Annotated in this window: 13 protein-coding genes; all 13 read right to left on the reverse strand. The window is 68.3% G+C overall.

Going from position 1 to position 18,400, the window contains the following annotated elements; all coding sequences use genetic code 11:
• Positions 1-29 precede the first annotated feature (29 nt).
• The 13 genes from ACY0MJ_RS03305 to sucC all read right to left on the reverse strand — a co-directional run bounded on the left by ACY0MJ_RS03305 (position 30) and on the right by sucC (position 18,352).
• On the reverse strand, positions 30-2,261 hold the full coding sequence (locus tag ACY0MJ_RS03305; RefSeq protein ID WP_462636852.1) for a glycosyltransferase: 2,232 nt from the start codon (positions 2,259-2,261) through the stop codon (positions 30-32).
• 13 nt (positions 2,262-2,274) lie between these two features.
• Positions 2,275-3,465, reverse strand: a complete 1,191-nt coding sequence (locus tag ACY0MJ_RS03310; protein ID WP_462636853.1) for a hypothetical protein — start codon at positions 3,463-3,465, stop codon at positions 2,275-2,277.
• Positions 3,466-3,471: 6 nt separating this feature from the next.
• Positions 3,472-4,305 (reverse strand): hypothetical protein, encoded by an 834-nt coding sequence (locus tag ACY0MJ_RS03315; protein ID WP_462636854.1) that lies wholly within the window; start codon positions 4,303-4,305, stop codon positions 3,472-3,474.
• A complete protein-coding gene (locus ACY0MJ_RS03320) occupies positions 4,302-5,522 on the reverse strand; it encodes a glycosyltransferase family 2 protein (RefSeq protein WP_462636855.1) in 1,221 nt (406 codons plus the stop codon). The genes ACY0MJ_RS03315 and ACY0MJ_RS03320 overlap by 4 nt, the downstream gene beginning before the upstream one ends.
• Before the next feature lie 111 nt (positions 5,523-5,633).
• Positions 5,634-6,155, reverse strand: a complete 522-nt coding sequence (locus tag ACY0MJ_RS03325; RefSeq protein WP_462636856.1) for a pilin — start codon at positions 6,153-6,155, stop codon at positions 5,634-5,636.
• 144 nt (positions 6,156-6,299) lie between these two features.
• Positions 6,300-8,708, reverse strand: coding sequence for a GspE/PulE family protein (locus ACY0MJ_RS03330; RefSeq protein ID WP_462636857.1), 2,409 nt, complete (start codon positions 8,706-8,708; stop codon positions 6,300-6,302).
• On the reverse strand, positions 8,705-9,496 hold the full coding sequence (locus tag ACY0MJ_RS03335) for a 3',5'-cyclic-nucleotide phosphodiesterase (RefSeq protein ID WP_462636858.1): 792 nt from the start codon (positions 9,494-9,496) through the stop codon (positions 8,705-8,707). The genes ACY0MJ_RS03330 and ACY0MJ_RS03335 overlap by 4 nt, the downstream gene beginning before the upstream one ends.
• Positions 9,497-9,510: 14 nt before the next feature.
• The gene (locus ACY0MJ_RS03340) at positions 9,511-11,760 is read right to left on the reverse strand and encodes a CHASE2 domain-containing protein (RefSeq protein WP_462636859.1); all 2,250 of its coding nucleotides are present in this window, start codon (positions 11,758-11,760) and stop codon (positions 9,511-9,513) included.
• Positions 11,761-11,788: 28 nt separating this feature from the next.
• Positions 11,789-12,469, reverse strand: a complete 681-nt coding sequence (locus ACY0MJ_RS03345) for an FHA domain-containing protein (protein ID WP_462636860.1) — start codon at positions 12,467-12,469, stop codon at positions 11,789-11,791.
• Positions 12,470-12,516: 47 nt separating this feature from the next.
• Positions 12,517-13,302 carry a Stp1/IreP family PP2C-type Ser/Thr phosphatase gene (locus tag ACY0MJ_RS03350; protein WP_462636861.1) on the reverse strand — a complete coding sequence of 262 codons (786 nt, stop codon included), beginning with the start codon at positions 13,300-13,302 and terminating at the stop codon, positions 12,517-12,519.
• A gap of 9 nt (positions 13,303-13,311) precedes the next feature.
• On the reverse strand, positions 13,312-16,074 hold the full coding sequence (locus ACY0MJ_RS03355) for a CHASE2 domain-containing serine/threonine-protein kinase (protein ID WP_462636862.1): 2,763 nt from the start codon (positions 16,072-16,074) through the stop codon (positions 13,312-13,314).
• 165 nt (positions 16,075-16,239) lie between these two features.
• Complete coding sequence (gene sucD / locus ACY0MJ_RS03360) at positions 16,240-17,133, reverse strand: succinate--CoA ligase subunit alpha (RefSeq protein ID WP_462636863.1); 894 nt, start codon at positions 17,131-17,133, stop codon at positions 16,240-16,242.
• A gap of 55 nt (positions 17,134-17,188) precedes the next feature.
• On the reverse strand, positions 17,189-18,352 hold the full coding sequence (sucC, locus tag ACY0MJ_RS03365) for an ADP-forming succinate--CoA ligase subunit beta (RefSeq protein WP_462636864.1): 1,164 nt from the start codon (positions 18,350-18,352) through the stop codon (positions 17,189-17,191).
• Positions 18,353-18,400: the final 48 nt, after the last annotated feature.

Here is an 18,400-nt window from a genome sequence, read left to right on the forward strand (position 1 = left end):
AATCCGCCGGACGCCCCTTTCCCGGAAGCTCATGGCGTGCTGGCGGCCGTCACGTGCAGGTCGGGCATGCCGAGCCGCAAGGCCTGCTGCATCGCTTCCATGGAAAACCGGCCCTCCATGTAGCGCTGCTGCCCCCCGGAGAGCTCGCGCCAGCGCGCGTCGTCGTGCAGCAAGGCGCCGATCTGCTGTGCCAGGAAGTCCGCGTCCTCCGACACCGGCACGACGGACTCCAATCCTTCCAGCCCCTGCGCTCCGACCGGCGTCGTCACGAGCGGCAGGCCGTGATGCAGCGCCTCGATGACCTTGCCCTTCATGCCCGCGCCCATGCGCAAGGGCACCACGGCCACGCGGGCCGACCGGTAGAACGCGAGCAGTTGTTCGTCCGTCACGTAGCCTGTCACCGTGACATCCGCGCCGCCGAGCCCCCTGATTTCGTCGGTGGGGTTGGAGCCCACCAGCCAGAGATGGACGCGATCCGGTGAGGCGGCCTGGACCTTCGGCAGGATCTCGCGCACGAGCCATCGGGCGGCGTCGATGTTGGGGGGATGGGCGAAGCCGCCGACGAACAGGATGCCGCTGCGGCCCTCGGGCACGGGCAGGGGTGGTGCATCGTCGAAGAAGTACAGGGGCATGGTGAAGGCCTGCACCCCCGGGACTTCGGCACGAACCACTTCGGTCTCGGTGGCCGACGGGTAATAGACCACGTCGACCTCGCGCCAGAGCGATTGCTCCAGCTTCCGGAATGACTCGGCCTCGTGACGTGCCGTGACGGAGCCCGTCAACGCGTACTCCTGCAGGAGCCGCGCATGGTGCAGGTCGTGGCCGTAGTACAGGATCCTCGCGCGGGTGCGCCGGCGCAGTTGCGGCAGGAAGTCCGGGGCCACGGTGGGGCGGCTCAGCAGAACGTAGTCCAGGCGCGGACCGTTCGTCTCCAGCCAGTCCGCGAAGTTGTCCCTGAGCTCGTCGCCCACCAGCACCTCGATGCCGGCCTGCTGCAGCCAGTCGGTGTATTCCGGATCGAAGGACTGGTCGTGCGGCCAGAACTTCACGACGAGCCCCAGCTTCACGAGCGCGCGAAGGATGCACCACATGGAGCGGGAACCGGCGTCGCGGTCCGGCTGCGGGACGAAGTGGTCCACCACCAGGATCATCTTCCGGCCGACGGGACGGTCGTGGGAACGCAGCGGCTCCCAGAACTGGTCTCCATGCTCGGCGCGCAGCACCTCCTGCCAGCGCTCCCGGAACTTCTTCTGGTTGACCACGTGGTAGGCCTTGACGCCGCTCGTGACATCCTTTCCGTGCGAGATGCCTTCGTGGTGCACCACCAGCGACTGCGGCTGGTACATCACGCGCTTGCCCGCGGCGCGGATGCGGAACGCAAGGTCGGTGTCCTCCCAGTAGGCGGGCACGTAGGCCTCGTCGAACCCGCCCAGCGAACGGAACAGCGCGGCGGGGACCAGCAGCGACGCGCCCGAGCAGTAATCGGCTTCCCGGACGTAGTTGAACATGCTGCGCTCGGGCGAGGCCAGCCTTCCGAAGTTGTCCGCCGCGCCGTTGCGCCAGACCACGCCGCCAGCCTCCTGCAGTCGGCCGTTCGGAAACACCAGCATGGAGCCCACCAGGCCGCAATCCGGGCGGGCGTCGAACAGGGCCAGCATGCTGTCCAGCCAGCCCGGCATCACTTCCGTGTCGTTGTTCAGGAAGTGGAGGTACTGCCCGCGCGCCGCCCGCGCGGCGGCGTTGCAGGAGCGGATGAATCCGAGGTTCGAGGGATGCACCATGAAGCGCAATCCCTCGATCTCCCGCAAGCGCAGGATCTCGGGGTCGCCGGAGGCATCTTCCGCGACGATCACCTCGATCGACGCCTTGGGCATGTTCTCGTGGATGGAGCGCAGGCAGGCCAGCGTGTGCCTGATGTTCCCGTAGGCCGGGATGATGATCGACACCAGCGGGGACGGCGGCTGCGGAAAGCGGATCGCGGCCAGCACTTCGGGAATCCGCGCTTCCACGATGGGCGCCACCCGGATGTCGATCCGGCGCCCGCGGTTCTCGCGCTTCCAGAGCTCGTAGTTCCGGTCGCCCTTGAAGATCCACCCCGTCATGCGATAGACGACATATGCGATGCGGTTCTTCCACTTGACCGGGAGGGGCACGAAGACGTAGCCGACATGCGCCGCCTTGCGCAGCCAGGTGCGCAAGACGCTGGCCATCGGCTGCGCGGGAACCGCCGGCGTGGAGGGTGTAGCGTCCTTGTGCATCATGGCAGGCCCAAGCCTAGATCTCCCGCTCCCAGGGCATTCCCGATCGCCCGCGGATGTTGCCACAGTCGATCCGCGACTTTCCCGCGAGCACGTCGTCCTTCTTTCCGACCAGCACGGGATTCAGCGCGCGAAAGTACTTGTAGTACACATCGCCGTCGTCGTACACGTAGACCTTCATCTCCGCCTGCATGTAGCTGCGCACCTCGCCGGCGGGCAGCGCGAGGCTGGGGCCGTCGCCATTCGCGGGCAGGAAGCGCGGGCACTGCTTTTCCAGCGCGGCGAACACCGCGTCGTAGCGGTGCCCGTACGCCGCCGGTTGCGAGCCTGGTGCGACGCGGCGCAGGTCGCACAGCCAGAAGCCGGCTTGCGCACGCTGCTTCTCCGTCTTTTCTTCCAGTCCCATGCTCGCCAGGCTGCGCGAGTGCAGGAAGCGGCAGGCCTGGGGCTGCGCGAAGCCCAGGCCGTAAGGAGCCAGTTGGCTGGCTATGACTTCGGAGACCTTGGCATCGGGCAGCAGCGCCTCGGTCAAGAAGCCGGGAATCGCCGGCACGAGCAGGCGCAGCTTGCCTCGTGCCTGCGCCAGGAAGGCTGCCGTGCGTTCGCTGTTGAATTGCCCCGTGCCGGGCGCGGGTGCGCTGGCCAGGTTCATCCAGCGCGACTGAGGGTGGAACTGCGGGATCAGCAGCGAATAGCTGATGACCGACATGGTCACGTAGGTGGCTGGTTCCGCCTTCACCTCCGGTGGCAGGTCCACCTGGAAATACGGCGGCTCCTTCCACTCGGCCAGCCCCCAGGCCTGCCATGGCGCGCTCTGCTGCAGGGCGAACGCCTGCAGGGCCACCATGCCCGCCGCCAGCGTGAGCCGCAGGGAGCGGGTCACCGGCAAGCGCCAGGCCAGCCCGACGCACACGGGCCCCACCAGGAGCAAGCCCGGAAGGAAATACCGGCCGTTCCCCGAAGTCCCCAGCCAGGGAACGAAGGCCACGGCCAGGGCCGCCGCCAGGACGAAGACCGTGGCAGGCGCGCCGGCATTCCCGCCGCGCGCACGCAGGCGCATGCAGAGCAGCAGGACCAACAGGAGCAGCGCGAACACCCAACGGAAATCCGGCGCCATCATTTCCACGTACACGTGGCTGTCCGGCGAAGCCATCGCGACAGGCCTCAGCAGCGCCGCCAGCCAGGTGTCGGGCTCGAATCGGTTCATCGCGCGTCAGCCCATTCCCGCCCAGCGGCGCAGGGGCTCGAACCAATGGTGGTAGAACGGAAAGATCGGGTTGCCGAAGGAGCGCCACAACAGCCAGCCCCACCAGCCATAGAGCGCCGCAAAACCCAGCAAGGTCGCCGCGCCGCCCAGGGCGATCGCCATCACCCGCTGCCTCCATCCGTGGCCGCACAGCCACCACAGCCCCGGCATCAGGATGGCGAGCGGCCCGTTGCTCAATTTGGCCGCCACCGCGGCGCCCGCGCACAGGCCCGAGAACAGCACCAGCCGGCGCACCGTCGCTGCATCGCGGCCCTCGGCCGGCATCGCCTCCACGGCCAGCGCCACCGCCCACACCAGCGGCGCGGCGGCCAGCAGGTCGTTCATCGTGGCGTCCAGCACCGACAGGGCCACGCCCGTCAGGAAAGCCAGGGCCACGCCGAGCACGCGCATCGCCGCGTCGAACCAGGTCGCGCCGGGCATGCAGGCGCGCGCCAGCAGCCACACGGGCGGCGCGAGCAGCAGGCCTTGCAGCGCCGCCAGCGCCACGCCCACGGCCACGCCGGACCAGCCCGCGGCCGCCATCCGGTACAGCGGCCAATAGAGGTAGGGGAAGGTGTAGGACTGGTAGCCCGCCGCGACGAAATCGAGGTCGAAGCGAGGCTGCTGCGCGGTCCAGCCCAGGTAGATGTGGTGGTTCAGCGCGTCCGAGCCCAGGCCCAGCTCGCCCTGCGACAGCGGAACCGCCACGAAGCAGGCCACGGTCAGCAGGCAGACCAGCAGCCCCTCCCAGCGCAGCAGGCCTGCGAGCGCCGATGGGCGTGCGGCTGCCGCCTGGTTCACGGCTGGCCCGTCCTGCCCTGGCGCTCCGCCGAAGTCCAGTTGAAGTTCAGCGCGCCGGCGAACAGCGAGCCGGCCGCGACTTGCGCGCCCAGGATCATGAGCGTCACGGCGGGAATGGCGACCCGCATGGTCTGCTCGGGATCCAGGGCCCCGAAGCCGGCCGCGCCCCAGTCGAGGGTCAGACCCACGGACACGGCCAGTCCCAGCAGGATGAAAAGCAGTCCTGCCAGCAAGCCGGTCTCGATCTTCAGGAAGGGCGACAGGCGGGCCAGCCAGCGCTGGGAAGGCACCACGCCCGAGACGATGCCGATCCATTTCGTCAGCAACGCCAGCTGGATCAGTTGCCCGCCCAGCACGGTGGCGGCGGCCATGTAGAGGAGGGAGTGCACCCCGAGCACCCGGGCCGCCGCCCCGAAGGCGAAACCCGCCAGCCCCAGCAGCATGAGCAGCATGCCGGGGTACAGGAACAACCAGCGGGGGCAGAACAGCAGCAGGAAGCGCAGGTGCCGCCAGCCGTCGCGCCAGGTGCGCAAGTGCGGCGGGCGGTCGCGTCCGTCGGGGCGCAGGGTGGTCGGCACTTCCTCGATCGCCAGGCCGGCCAAGGCCGCCTTGGCCACCATTTCGCTGGCGAACTCCATCCCCGGCGAGACCAGCCCCAGGCCCAGCATGGCCTCGCGGGAAAAGCCGCGCAGCCCGCAATGGAAGTCGCCGATCGGCACGCGGAAGAAGAGGCGCCCGATGAAACTCAGCACCGGGTTGCCCAGGTAGCGATGCAGCCACGGCATCGCGCCGGGCGCGATGCCGCCCTGGAACCGGTTGCCCATCACCAGCTGGGCGCCGCCGCGCAGCCGCTCGACGAACGCCCGCAGGTTGGAGAAATCGTAGCTGTCGTCGGCATCGCCCATCACGACGAAGCGCCCGCGCGCTGCCGCGATGCCCGCGCCCAGCGCCGCGCCATAGCCGCGCCGGGGCACGTCGATCACCCGCGCGCCGGCCTGCCGTGCCAGTGCCTGCGAGCCATCGGTGGAGCCGTTGTCCGCCACCAGCACCTCGCCCGCCACCCCCGCGGCCTGCAGGAACCCGAGGGCAGCACCCACGCAACGCCCGACGGTGCGCGCCTCGTTCAGGCAGGGCACGAGCACCGTCAGTTCGAGCGCGGAGGCACCCGGCTCCGCATGCAGGGGCAGGACGGCCGGCTCGGCGACAGGGGCGATCATGGGTGCCATTTGCTCTTGAAATCAGCGCCGCGAAAAAGGGGCGAGCGGCCCGAAGGCCGCTCGCTTGCAGTCAGATGGCCTCACCCCCTCAGAGGATGAGGCCGGCGTTCATCAGCCCTGGCCGCGGCAGGAACCGGGCAGGTACTTCGAAGCCACGGTGGTTTCCTTGATCTGGGTGGCGGGAGCCGGGCCAGGCGTGCCGGTCGCCGTGCCGCCGCAGATCCACTTGCCGATCAGCTTGCCGGCCGCGATGGCGTCGCCGTTCTGCTGTTGCGGGACCATGACGACCACGCCACCGGCGGTGCCGTCGACCTTGTTGTTCACGGCCTGGCTTTCGACCAGGATTTCGCCCAGGTCGGTCGTGTTGACCGACTTGACGTACTTCGTCTGGGCGGCGGTGGAGGTCACTTCGCAGCCCCACTTGCCGCCCTCGGGCAGCGTGTCGGACGAGGACTGGACCACTTCCGTGATCGACGTGCGGCAGGCCGAGCCCGCCAGGATCACTTCGGACATCTTGGCGCGGATGGTGTAGTCCTGGTAAGCCGGCAGGGCGACGGCGGCCAGAATACCGATGATCGCGACCACGATCATCAGTTCGATCAGGGTGAAACCCTTCTGGATAGCACGCTTCATTGGGACCTCCATGTTGAAGAAGCGAGGAGGTAGTGCAAGGGGCGTGCCAACCGGTTTTCGTGAACTAGTTGGCAGGTTCTAGGCCCTGTGGCGCCACTCGACCGACATTCCGCGTCCATCCGCCTGACAAATTTCGTCAGTCCACTAGCGGATGCAGACAGAACGGACCTGCTTCAAGTCGGTCAGGCCGATCATGATCTTCTCCATCCCGTCCATCTTGAGCGTGCGCATCCCGCCGGCGACGGCCGCCACGAAGATGTCGGCGACCCGGGCGCGTTCCTGGATCAGGCGCTTGATCTCGTCGTCGGCCACGAGCAGCTCGTGCAGCCCGACGCGCCCCTTGTAGCCGCTCTTGTTGCACTTCTCGCAGCCGACGGCGCGGTGGAACTTCAGCTGGCCGTCCTGGCCGTAGGTTTCCACCCACTGCTCGTACAGCTTCTGGGCCTCGCCGCCGGGGTCGTCCTTCCAGGCCTGCGTGTTCTTCAGGTCCAGCGCGTATTCGTTGATGAAGCCGCGCAGTTCCTCGTGCGAGGGCACGTACGCTTCCTTGCAGTCGCACAGGCGCTTGGCCAGGCGCTGCGCCAGGATGCCCAGCAGCGCGTCGGCGAAGTTGAACGGGTCCATGCCCATGTCCAGCAGGCGGGTCACCGATTCGGGCGCGGAGTTGGTGTGCAGCGTGGAGAACACCAGGTGGCCGGTGAGCGAGGCCTCGATGCCCATGCCCACCGTTTCCTTGTCGCGCGACTCGCCCACCATGATGATGTCCGGATCCGCCCGCAGGAAGGCGCGCATCACCAGGGCGAAGTCGATGCCGGCCTTCTTGTTCACCTGCACCTGGCGCAAACCCTTCTGCGTGATTTCCACCGGGTCCTCGGCTGTCCAGATCTTGGTATCCGGCGTGTTGAGGAACTTCAGGATGGAGTGCAGCGTGGTCGTCTTGCCGGAACCGGTCGGGCCGCAGACGTAGAACAGGCCGTAGGGCTTGCTCACCGTGCGCACCAGGTTGTCCTTGTTGTGCTCCGTGAGCCCCAGCTTCTCCAGCGGGATCGGTTCGCCGGCGGCCAGGATACGCATCACGACGTCCTCGACGCCGCCGGCCGAGGGAATCGTCGCCACGCGCAGCTCGATGTCCAGCGGGCCGAACTTCTTGAACTTGATCTTGCCGTCCTGCGGCTTGCGCTTCTCGGAGATGTCGAGGTCGCACATGATCTTCAGCCGCGTGACCATGGCCTGGCGGAAGTGCGCCGGCACCTCGACGTAGGGCACCAGCGTGCCGTCGATGCGGAAGCGGATGCCGGTCTTGAGCTTGCCCGGCAGCGGCTCGATGTGGATGTCGGAGGCGCGCTGGTTGTACGCGTCGATGATGACCTTGTTGACGAACTTGACCAGCTCGTTGTCGGCGGCGGCGGATTCGAGCGAGCTGTCCTCGCCGCCCTCGTCGTCGACCGGCGAGGACAGGTCGGCCAGCAGCTCCTCCACCGACTGGCCGCTGTCCTGCGAACCCCACAGCTGGTTGAGCGTCTGGTTGAAGTCGGTCTGCGTCGTGACGCGCCAGGCGATGCGGCCATGGCGCGGGAACACCTGCGGCACGACCCGCGAGCCGCGCACCGCCTCCGGGTCCAGGCACATGACGACCAGTCCGTCGGGGCCTTCCTCCAGCGGGATCCAGCCCTGCTCCATCACGAACTCGGGCTTGAGGGCGCCCTGCAGCGCGTCCACGCGCAGCCGCCCCGGATTGGAGGGCTCGTAGGGCACGCCGAAGAACTTGGCGAGCGAGGGCCCGATCTGCGCCGGCTTGATCGAGAACTGCTCGATCAGCACCTGCTCCACCGGCACGGCGTCCTCGCGGGCCTGCAGCACCGCGCGCTGCAGCTCCTCCTGCGTCAGCACGCCATCGGCGATCAGGCCGTCGTACTTGGTCGCCTTGCGGCGGGTGCCTTCCAGCTCGCGCTGCACGCGCTGGTGGATCGCGGTCGCCAGCGTCTTGCAAAGCTGCGTCGCGCCTTCGACCTCCAGATCGCCGAACGGCTGGTCGCTCTTGTTGTTGATCACCTGCAGCACGCCGTGCAGCACCTCGCCGTCGAGGATGGGCACGACCAGCATCTGCTTGGTGCGGTAGCCGGAGCGCTTGTCCACCTCCTTCAGGAAGGACAGGCTCGGGTGGATGCGCTTGAGGGCCGCGTCGTCGTAGACGTCGGAGATGTTCACCAGCTCCTTCGACAGCGCCACGTAGCCGGCGATCGACTGCGCGGTGATCGGCAGCTTGAGGTCGCGGCTGGTGTTCAGCCCGGTCTTGACCTTGGAGACGATGGCCGTGCGGTCCTCGTTGACGGCGTACAGGGTCAGCCGGTCGGCGTTGAACAGGCGGCAGATGTCCTGGCTCGCCTCCAGCATGATCTCGTCGATGTGCTCGGTGGCGTGGATGCGCGTGGTGACCGCCTGCAGCTGGCGGAAGAACAGCGCCTCGAAGGAGATGCCCCGCTTGTCGGGCGGCAGCTGCTGCGAGTTCAGGAACTCCTGCTCGCTGTCCCGCCCCTTCAGGACGGCGCTCACAGCTCGAACTCCTGGCCCGCGCGCAGCCAGCGGATGTCGTGGCTCACGTCGGGGCCGAAGGGTTGCGTCTGGTCGAAGCGTTGCACCTCGCTCATGATCAGCTCGGTCTCCGCCGGTTTGGTGTGGGTGATGAAGATCGGGAAGCGCTTGTCCCGGGAGATGCAGTCCAGTTCCGCGGCGAGCGCCAGCGGCGACAGGTGGAGGCTGCGCCGCGCGAGGTCCTGCTCGCGGTTGCTGAAGGCGGTCTCGATCACCAGGGCGGCGACGTCCAGCTGGTTGATGCGGTTCCAGAACGCCGGGTTGCGCTCGGTGTCGCCGGTGAACACCCAGCAGCCCTGGCCCGCCGTGACCGCGTAGCCGCAGGCGGGCACCGTGTGCACCGCCGGCAGCACCTCCACCGTCTTGTCCCCGAATTCCAGCACCTGGCCGACCTGCACCTCGCGGAAGGCGACGAAGGGCGCCTGGGGCGAGGGGATGCGGCTGAAGTCGGGCCAGATCACGTTGTTGAAGATGTGCGCCTTCAGCGCCGCGATGGTGCCCGGCAGCGCATGCACCTGGATCGGCTCGGACAGCTGGGAAGCCACCGCGTCGATCATCAGCGGCAGCGCCGCGACGTGGTCCAGGTGGGAGTGGGTCAGCAGCACGTGGCGGATGCCGCGCATTTCCTCCAGGGCGAGGTCGCCGACGCCCGTGCCGGCGTCCACCAGCACGTCCCCGTCGATCAGGAACGACGTGGTACGGCAGTCCTTCGCGATCGCGCCGGAACACCCCAGCACCCGCACCCGCATTGGCAGCGCCCCTTTTATTTCGTCTCGAAATTGGTCGCGCCGTCCCAGGCCGGGTCGAATGGCAGCAACCGCATCGAGGCTACACGTTCGTGGTACAGCTCGTAAAGGTATTTTTTGGCGCCGAGCCGCTGGAGGTTCAGCAGCTGCAGCTCGCACTGGTCCCAGTCCTGGGCCCGGTAGGCCTTCAGGAACGCGGCCCACGTGCGCAGTTCTTCGGCGGTGTCGCGGTCCACCGCGTCAGCCGGGGCGACGGGGTAGAAGATGCCCACGGCCTGCTCCTTGCCCTTCACCCGCACCCGGTCCAGCTCCTGCCAGGCGAAGCCCGGCGCCTGCTTGCGGGTGGTCTCGCTCACCACGATGTCCACCCCGTACACCTTGGACAGGCCTTCCAGCCGCGAGCCCAGGTTCACGGCGTCGCCGATCACCGTGTAGCTGCGCCGGATGTCGGAGCCCATGTCGCCCACGCACATGGTCCCGGTGTTCAGCCCAACGCCGACGCCGATCTCGGGGATGCCCCTGGCGCGGTGCTCCTCGTTGATCTGCCGCACGGCGCGCGACATCGCCATGGCGGACTGCACGGCCAGTTCCGCGTGGTTGGGCGTGTCCACGGGCGCGCCCCAGAAGGCCATCACGCAGTCGCCCATGTACTTGTCGATGGTGCCGCGCTGGCCGCGGATGATGTCCGTGAGGCGGCTGAAGACCGCGTTCAGCAGCTCCTGCAGCTGCGTCGGCTCCATCTTCTCCGACATCTTGGTGAAGCCCCGCATGTCGCAGAACATCACGGTCAGCTCCTTGCTGGCCGCCTTCATGCTGTAGCTGTCCGGGTCCTTCACCATCTCGTCGACCAGCTCCGGCGGCACGTAGGTGCCGAACAGGTTGGCGAGCTCGCGCTTGTGCCGGCTCTCGACGAAGTAGCCGTAGCTCATGTTCAGCGCGAAGGCGGTGCCCGCCATCACCAGCGCGGAGGCGAGCGGCATCACCAGGCCGTGGGCGATGAACAGCCAGTAGTTCAGGGCGACCAGCAGCGCCACCACGCCCACGCTCACCAGCACGGCGACCGTGGCGGAGATCAGCGGCAGCAGGAAGGCCAGGGCGAGGCCGGACACCAGCAGCATCACTACCTCGTAGCCCACCGCGTAGTCCGGCTTCACGAACAGCCGCCCTTCCAGCAAGCCGGAGATCACGTTGGCGTGCGTTTCCACGCCGGGGTAGGTCTCGCCCACGGGCGTCACCCGCAGGTCCAGCAGGCCGGGCGCGGTGGTGCCCACCAGCACGATCTTGTCGCGCAGGTCGGCCTCCGGCAGGCGCTTCATCAGCAGGTCGGATGCCGAGACGTAGCGGAAGGAGCCGCCCGCCGCGCCGCCCGGCCCGCGGAAGGGCACCAGCGTCGCGACGCGGTCGTCCACCGGGATCGCCAGCTGCCGCGAGCCCTGCTTCAGGAGGATGCTCTCCAGCCCGCCGTAGCCGCGCCCCACGAAGCGGTCGCGCGGGAAGCCCGGCTCCACCGCGGGCTCGCCGGCCAGCAGCCGGAACACCGCCAGCGCCAGCGACTCGTAGTAGGCGCCGCCATGCTCCGCCACGAGCGGGATCGAGCGGACCACGCCGTCGCTGTCGGTGATGGAGTTGAAGTAGCCGGCCACCGGCGCCGCCTGCGCCAGCTGCGGGATGTTGGCGCCGTAGCCGTCCCAGCTGGTGAACGCGATCGGGCGGCCCTGCAGGCTCTCGCGCGTCATCACCGGCTTCGGCAGCACGCCGCTCTTGCGGCCGTCGCGGTCGCTCGTGAGGTAGTAGCCCAGGACGACCGGCCGCTTGTCCAGCGCGCGGGCGAAGGCGGCGTCGTAGTCGAGGCTCGCCTGCAGCTGCCCCAGGCGCTGCTGGAAGCCGGCGGCTTCCTTCAGTTCGCCGCTGGCCAGCTCGCGCAGCTGCTTCAGGCCCGAGCTCTCGTCCGGCTCGGCGAAGACGACGTCGAAGGCGACGACGGCGACCTTCTGGCGGTCGAACAGTTCGTCGACCATCGCGGCCAGCTTGTTGCGGCCCCACGGCCAGCGGCCGGCTTCGGCCAGGCTCTTCTCGTCGATGTCGACGATCACGACCCGCGGGTCGAGCGTGCGCGGCATGGTCGCGCGCAGGCGCGCGTCGTAGAGGATGGCGTCGAGCCGCTGCAGGAAGCCGATGGGGAGCGCGCCGGTGGCGTGCAGCAGCGCGAACAGCAGCGGGACCAGCGTGATCGCGATGCGCGGCCAGTGCCTGGCGAGCAGCCCCATGCCGTCGTCGAGCCGCCGGGGCGGGCGCTCAGCCCGCCTGGAGGAACTGCATCTGCGTGCCGGCCAGCTCCAGCATGTCGCCGTTCTTCAGCGTCACCGGCTCGGGGCCGATCGCCTCGCCGTTGAGGGTCGGCTTGTTGGAGCCTTCCACGTGGGCCACGACGAAGCCGTGGGACCGCTTGGTGATCGCCGCGACGGCCACGCCGGGCTTGCCGATGGTGGTGACCACCTTGACCAGGGGCACCTCGCGGCCGGCCGCCGCGCCCGACAGGACCTTGATGCTGGCGGTGGCGGCCGCGTCAGGCGCGGCACCCGCGGGCTTGGCCGCGCCCGGGGCCGCGGCACCCGCGCCGGCCGGCTTGGGCATGGGCGGCACCATGCCCGGCTTGATGATCATGGTCTTCTCGAAGGTCGCGCCCGGCGCCTCGTTGATGAACTTGATCTTGTACTTGCCGATCTCCACCGTGTCGTTGTTCTGCAACAACTGCTTCTTCACGGCCTTGCCGTTCACGTAGGTGCCGTTGGTGCTGTTCAGGTCTTCCAGGTAGACGTCGTTGCCCGTGAGCTGGAGGACGGCGTGCTCGCCCGACACGGCGAGGTTGTCGATGACGATGTCGTTGTACGGCCGCCGCCCCAGGGTGGTCCGGTCCTTCGTCAGCTGCACTTCCTTGATGACGACACCGTCGATCGAAACGATCATCTTCGGCATGCCCCACTCCTCAATCTAGATCCCTACTGCCCGTTGTCCGTCCCGGTTCACTGTCCCAGCCAGCGCGAGATCAGTCCCCGCTTCCTGGAGCCGCTGCTGGCCTGCGCCAGCAGCACCGAAATGTTGTCGCGACCGCCATTGGCGTTCGCCCCGTCGATCAGCTGCACCGTCTTCTGCTCCAGCGAGCCCTCGCCCGAGAGCACCTGCGCGATGGCGTCGTCGTCCAGCATATCCGAGAGCCCGTCCGAGCACATCAGATAGATGTCGCCAGGCTCGACCTTGTGCTCGTTGACCTCCAGCAGCACGGCGTCCTCGACGCCCAGCGCGCGGGTCACCAGGTTCTTGTTGGTGGAGGTCGCCGCCTGCTCCGGCGTGATCAGGCCGGCGTCCATCTGCTCCTGCAGCAGCGAATGGTCCTTGGTGATCTGCTCGAACTGGCCGCCCCGCAGGCGGTAGCAGCGCGAGTCGCCGATGTGCCCCAGCATCAGGCGGCCGTCCTGGAACACGCCCACCACGAGGGTCGTGCCCATCCCGCTGTACTGGGGGTTGGAGTTGGCGGCGTTGAAGATCGAGCGGTTGGCGTTGTCGACGCAGATCTCCATGGCCCGGCGCACCTCGCGCGCGTTGGCGTGGCGGCCGGCCTGGGCCAGCCAGCGCCCGAGTTCCGACTTGATGAAGGTCGTGGCCATGCCGCTGGCGACTTCGCCGGCGTTGTAGCCTCCCATGCCGTCCGCGAGGATGCCGAGGCGGGTCGGCTCGTCGACGGCGACGGAGTCCTCGTTGTTTTCGCGCGCAAGACCGGGGTCCGTGCGCATGCAAAACTCGTAGTTCATAGTTGCGGGTCAAGGCTCCTGGCCGGTGTTCCCGCCGCCGGCCTGGGGCCTCTCCGGAGCCCCCGACTTGTTCATCACACTGGGTTCCACGGGCGATGCGCCGTGCAATCGCCCGTGTTCCTGGCCCGCATCATAGCCGGGCAGAGGCGCGGCCGGCGGGAAAGCGTTGCCTGCCGCCATCACTACGGTGTGTTCGGCCGGGCCGTCGCCGGGCGTCCGGGTGGCCACCGGCTGGGGCCCGTCGGCGGCGGGCGGGGCGCTCTCCGCGCCGGCCAGGGCCGCGCGCAGTTCGCGGGCGAACGCGTCGCCATCCTGGAAGCGCTCCTCGGGTTTCTTGGCCAGGGCGCGCGCCACCACCTGCGCCAGCCGGGGCGGCAGGTCCTTGCGGATCTCGCGCAGGTCGGGCGCCTCCTGGTTGGCGATCTTGTACATCAGCTCCGCCATCGAGTCGCCCCGGAAGGGCAGCACGCCCGTGAGCAGCTGGTACAGCGTGACGCCCAGGGAGTAGAGGTCGGAGCGGCCATCGACCTTCTTGCCGGCGATCTGCTCGGGCGACATGAAGCTGGGCGTGCCGAGCACCAGGCCGGTCCGGGTCTTGCTGGCATCGGTGATGCGGGCGATGCCGAAGTCGGTCACCTTCACGGTGTCGCTCTCCGGCTCGTACATGATGTTGGCCGGCTTGATGTCCCGGTGCACCACGTTCTGGCGGTGCGCGTAGGCGAGCGCCTCGGCGACGCGCGCCACGATGGACAGCACCCGCGGCACCGGCAGCAGGCTGCCGTCGCGGCAGGCGTCCACCAGGTCGCGGCCCTTGAGGAACTCCATCGCGATGTAGGCGAGGTCGTGCTCCTCGCCCGCGTCGAAGATGGTCACGATGTTCTGGTGCTGCAGGCGGCCCGCCGTCTCGGCCTCGCGGAAGAAGCGCTCGCGCGCATCGGCCAGCTCGTCGCCCTCGAACTCCTGCGCCAGCGCCATCGTCTTGATCGCGACCACGCGGCCGATCTTGGGATCGCGTCCCTGGTAGACGACGCCCATCGCGCCCTTGCCCAGCTCCTTCTCGACCTGGTAGCGCCCCAGCATCGGCTTTTCCACCGCGCCGCCATCGAGCAGCAGCGTGCCGCCGGGATGGGTGCCGCCGCCGCCCAGGATGACCGTTTCGGACAGGTTCTTCGCGCGATGGAGCTTGGCCTCGAGGTCCTTGTACTTGCGGTCGTGGCGGGCCATGTGCTCGTACACCGCCTGCGCCTTGTTGAACTGGCGCTTGCGCTCGAAGTCCAGCGCCAGGTTGTACAGGTTGGCCATCACCTCGTCGCCCATGGGCACGCGCTGGAAGCGATCGAAGGCCATGTCCAGCTGGCCCTGGCCCTGAAGCGCCAGGCCCATCATCCGGTTGGTCTCCGCCGACTCCTCGTCCGACTTCAGCTTGCCCGCCTCGGTGACCAGGAAGCGCTTGGTGGTCAGCGCGATGTGCCCGATCAGCAGCAGCGTCGCCGGGTAGACCAGCTGCACCCAGGTGGATGCGCCGGAGAGCAGGCCGAACTCCGCGCCGAGCAGGCCCACGAAGATCAGCGCCGTGACCGCGCCGCCCAGGCCGGCCGAGAGCCGCGGCAGGACGGCGATGAGGTAGCCGGCCACCAGCAGGAACACGCCCAGCGAGGCGAGCAGGCTCCAGGCGGGCTGCACGATGAAGTGCTCGCTGAGGATGCTGGAGGTGATGTGCGCGATCAGCTCCACCGGCGCCAGGTTCTGGCCGCCGGGCGCGGGAAAGGGCGTGCCGACGCCGGCGGCCGTCGCGCCGATCAGGACGATCTTGCCGGCGTACTTGGACGGCGGGATCTTGCCGGAGAGCACGTCGTAGAAGGAATCGACGGCGAAGGCCGGCTTGCCGTCGCGGGGCGGATAGAACTGCGGCAGCATGCGCGCGGCGCCGTCGGTGCGCACCTTCAGCTTGCCCACCTGCACCGACTCGCCCACGTTCAGCTTGATGTCGCCGGCGTCGAGGTTCAGGCTCTTGGCCGCCGCCAGCAGCGCCAGCGAGGGCAGCGCCTTGCCGTAGTAGTTGACCAGCATGGGCTCGTAGCGCACGGCGCCGTCCACGTCCACCCACTGGTTCAGGTGGCCGATGCCGGCGGCGGCATTGCCGATCGCGTCGATCGGCTGCTGCGCGCTGACGCTGGAAAGCGAGAAGGCGTCGTGCTCCTCCACCGCGCTCCTGAGCGTGGCGGCGGACAGCGGCCGGTCCGGCTTGCCGAGCGGCTCGCCGAGGCCGAACACGGTGGGCGTGAGCACGTTGCCGGCCCGGGCCATGCTGGCGGCCAGCTTGGCGTCGGTGTCCAGCGCCTGTTCGGCGTCCGCGATCACCTTCTCGGCGCCCTCGATCGCGGCGTTGCCGCCCGGGTCGCCCAGCGCCTCCTTGATCCTGCGGATCCAGGCGAGCCCGCGGTCGGTCTGCGGCTCGAAGAAGAAGGCGGTGTGGACGATGGTCTTGGCGTGCGCCGACGCCAGCTTGTCGATCAGCTCCGCGTGCACGTCGCGCGGCCAGGGCCACCGGCCGATGTTGGCGATGCTCTGGTCGTCGATCGCGATGATCGCGATGCGGTCCGAGGGCTTGCGCGACGTGCTGGTGCTGGCGAAGTCGTAGTAGCGGCGCTCCAGCGTCCCGATGAAGTCGGTGGCCTGGTACAGGACCACGACGGCGACGACCACGAGCACGCCCACGAACCAGTCGCTGCGCCAGAACTGCCGTCGCTTGGTGGATGAGGATGTGCTCACTTCTGCCCCTTGTGCCGCGGCGCCGCGCGGCGGTCACCCCCGCCGCCGCCATCCGGAGCCGGGGGGAGTACATTCTGTTGCAAAAGGCCGGGGGGCGGTCAAGGGGATTGCCCGCACAAAAAAAAGCCGGCCCCTGGGGGCCGGCCGGCAGCGGGAAGCGCGCGCTTACAGCAGCGACTTCAGCAGCTTGCCCATCTCGGAGGGGTTGCGGGTCACCTTGAAGCCGCACTCCTCCATGATCGCCAGCTTGGCGTCGGCCGTGTCGGCGCCGCCGGAGATCAGCGCGCCGGCGTGGCCCATGCGCTTGCCGGGAGGCGCGGTGACGCCGGCGATGAAGCCGACGATCGGCTTCTTCATGTGGTCCTTGCACCAGCGGGCGGCTTCCGCCTCGTCGGGGCCGCCGATCTCGCCGATCATGATCACGGCGTCGGTGTCCGGGTCGTCGTTGAAGGCCTTCATCACGTCGATGTGCTTCAGGCCGTTGATCGGGTCGCCGCCGATGCCCACCGCGGTGGACTGGCCCAGGCCGATCTCGGTCAGCTGCGCCACGGCTTCATAGGTCAGCGTGCCGGAGCGCGAGACCACGCCGATGCGGCCCTTGCGGTGGATGTGGCCGGGCATGATGCCGATCTTGATCTCGTCGGGCGTGATCAGGCCGGGGCAGTTGGGGCCCAGCAGCAGCGTCTTCTTGCCGCCCTGGGCTTCCTTCTGCTTCATCCTGTTGCGCACTTCCAGCATGTCGCGCACCGGGATGCCCTCGGTGATGCAGATCGCCAGGTCGAGGTCCGCCTCCACCGCTTCCCAGATCGCCGCGGCGGCGCCCGCCGGGGGCACGTAGATCACGGAGACGGTCGCGCCGGTCTGCTGCTTCGCTTCCTTCACCGAGGCGTAGATCGGGATGTCGAAGATCTTCTCGCCCGCCTTCTTGGGGTTCACGCCGGCGACGAAGCAGTTCTTGCCGTTGGCGTATTCCTGGCACTTCTCGGTGTGGAACTGGCCGGTCTTGCCCGTGATGCCCTGGGTGATGACCTTGGTGTCCTTGTTGATGTAAATAGACATGAGTCAGTCCTATTCAGTTGGGGACAGAGCTAAAGGTCTGTCCCCAAAAACATTGTTAAGCCTTCACCGCGGCCACGACTTTTTGCGCGGCTTCGGCCATCGTGTCCGCGCTGATGATCGGCAGGCCGCTCTCGGCCAGCATCTTCTTGCCCAGTTCCTCGTTGGTGCCCTTCATGCGCACCACCAGCGGCACCTGCAGGTTCACGGCCTTGCAGGCGGTGATGACGCCGGTGGCGATGGTGTCGCAGCGCATGATGCCGCCGAAGATGTTCACCAGGATCGCCTTGACCTTGGGGTTCTTCAGCATGATCTTGAAGGCCTCGGTCACCTTCTCGGGGGTGGCGCCGCCGCCCACGTCGAGGAAGTTGGCCGGCTCGGCGCCGAACAGCTTGATGGTGTCCATGGTCGCCATGGCCAGGCCGGCGCCGTTGACCAGGCAGCCGATGTTGCCGTCGAGGCTGATGTACGCGAGGTCGTACTTGGACGCCTCGATCTCCGCCGGGTCCTCTTCGTCGAGGTCACGCAGCGCCACGATCTCCGGGTGGCGGAACAGCGCGTTGCTGTCGAAGTTGAACTTGGCGTCCAGGGCGATGATGTTGCCCTTGCTGTCGCGGTTCAGCGGGTTGATCTCGACCAGCGACGCGTCGGTCTCCATGTAGCACTTGTAGAGCTTCTGGCAGACGTCGATGAACTGCGCCTTGGAGTCGGCCGGCATGCCGATGCCCCTGGCGATCTCCTCGCCCTGCGCCTGCGTGAAGCCGACCAGCGGGTCGACGAACACCTTGGCGATCTTCTCGGGCGTGGCGTGCGCCACTTCCTCGATGTCCATGCCGCCTTCGCTGGAGGCGATGAAGGCGACCTTCTGCGTCGCGCGGTCGGTCACGACGGAGAGGTAGTACTCCTTCTGGATGTCCGCGCCGTCCTCGATGTAGAGGCGCCGCACCTTCTGGCCCTCGGGGCCGGTCTGGTGGGTCTTCAGCTGCATGCCCAGGATCTCGCCTGCGAGCCGCTTCACGTCGTCGACCGACTTGGCCACCTTCACGCCGCCGCCCTTGCCGCGGCCGCCCGCGTGGATCTGGGCCTTCACCACCCAGACCGGGCCGCCCAGCTTCTGCGCCGCTTCCACGGCTTCCTGCACCGTGAACGCCGGGATGCCGCGCGGGACGGGCACGCCGAAATTGCGCAAGATCTCCTTGCCTTGATACTCGTGGATCTTCATGAGGTGTCTCTCGGGGATTGGGATGCGGGTTCGGCACGGCCGGGCGAC

Source organism: Ramlibacter sp. bp-362, from assembly GCF_054956735.1.

Bases quoted from the DNA above. Each gene is read 5' to 3' on its own strand.
- ACY0MJ_RS03325 (WP_462636856.1), bottom strand. From the start codon at position 6,155: ATGAAGCGTGCTATCCAGAAGGGTTTCACCCTGATCGAACTGATGATC.
- ACY0MJ_RS03305 (WP_462636852.1), bottom strand. From the start codon at position 2,261: ATGATGCACAAGGACGCTACACCCTCCACGCCGGCGGTTCCCGCGCAG.
- ACY0MJ_RS03310 (WP_462636853.1), bottom strand. From the start codon at position 3,465: ATGAACCGATTCGAGCCCGACACCTGGCTGGCGGCGCTGCTGAGGCCT.
- sucC (WP_462636864.1), bottom strand. From the start codon at position 18,352: ATGAAGATCCACGAGTATCAAGGCAAGGAGATCTTGCGCAATTTCGGC.
- ACY0MJ_RS03320 (WP_462636855.1), bottom strand. From the start codon at position 5,522: ATGATCGCCCCTGTCGCCGAGCCGGCCGTCCTGCCCCTGCATGCGGAG.
- ACY0MJ_RS03335 (WP_462636858.1), bottom strand. From the start codon at position 9,496: ATGCGGGTGCGGGTGCTGGGGTGTTCCGGCGCGATCGCGAAGGACTGC.
- ACY0MJ_RS03340 (WP_462636859.1), bottom strand. From the start codon at position 11,760: ATGGGGCTGCTCGCCAGGCACTGGCCGCGCATCGCGATCACGCTGGTC.
- ACY0MJ_RS03350 (WP_462636861.1), bottom strand. From the start codon at position 13,302: ATGAACTACGAGTTTTGCATGCGCACGGACCCCGGTCTTGCGCGCGAA.
- ACY0MJ_RS03345 (WP_462636860.1), bottom strand. From the start codon at position 12,469: ATGCCGAAGATGATCGTTTCGATCGACGGTGTCGTCATCAAGGAAGTG.
- sucD (WP_462636863.1), bottom strand. From the start codon at position 17,133: ATGTCTATTTACATCAACAAGGACACCAAGGTCATCACCCAGGGCATC.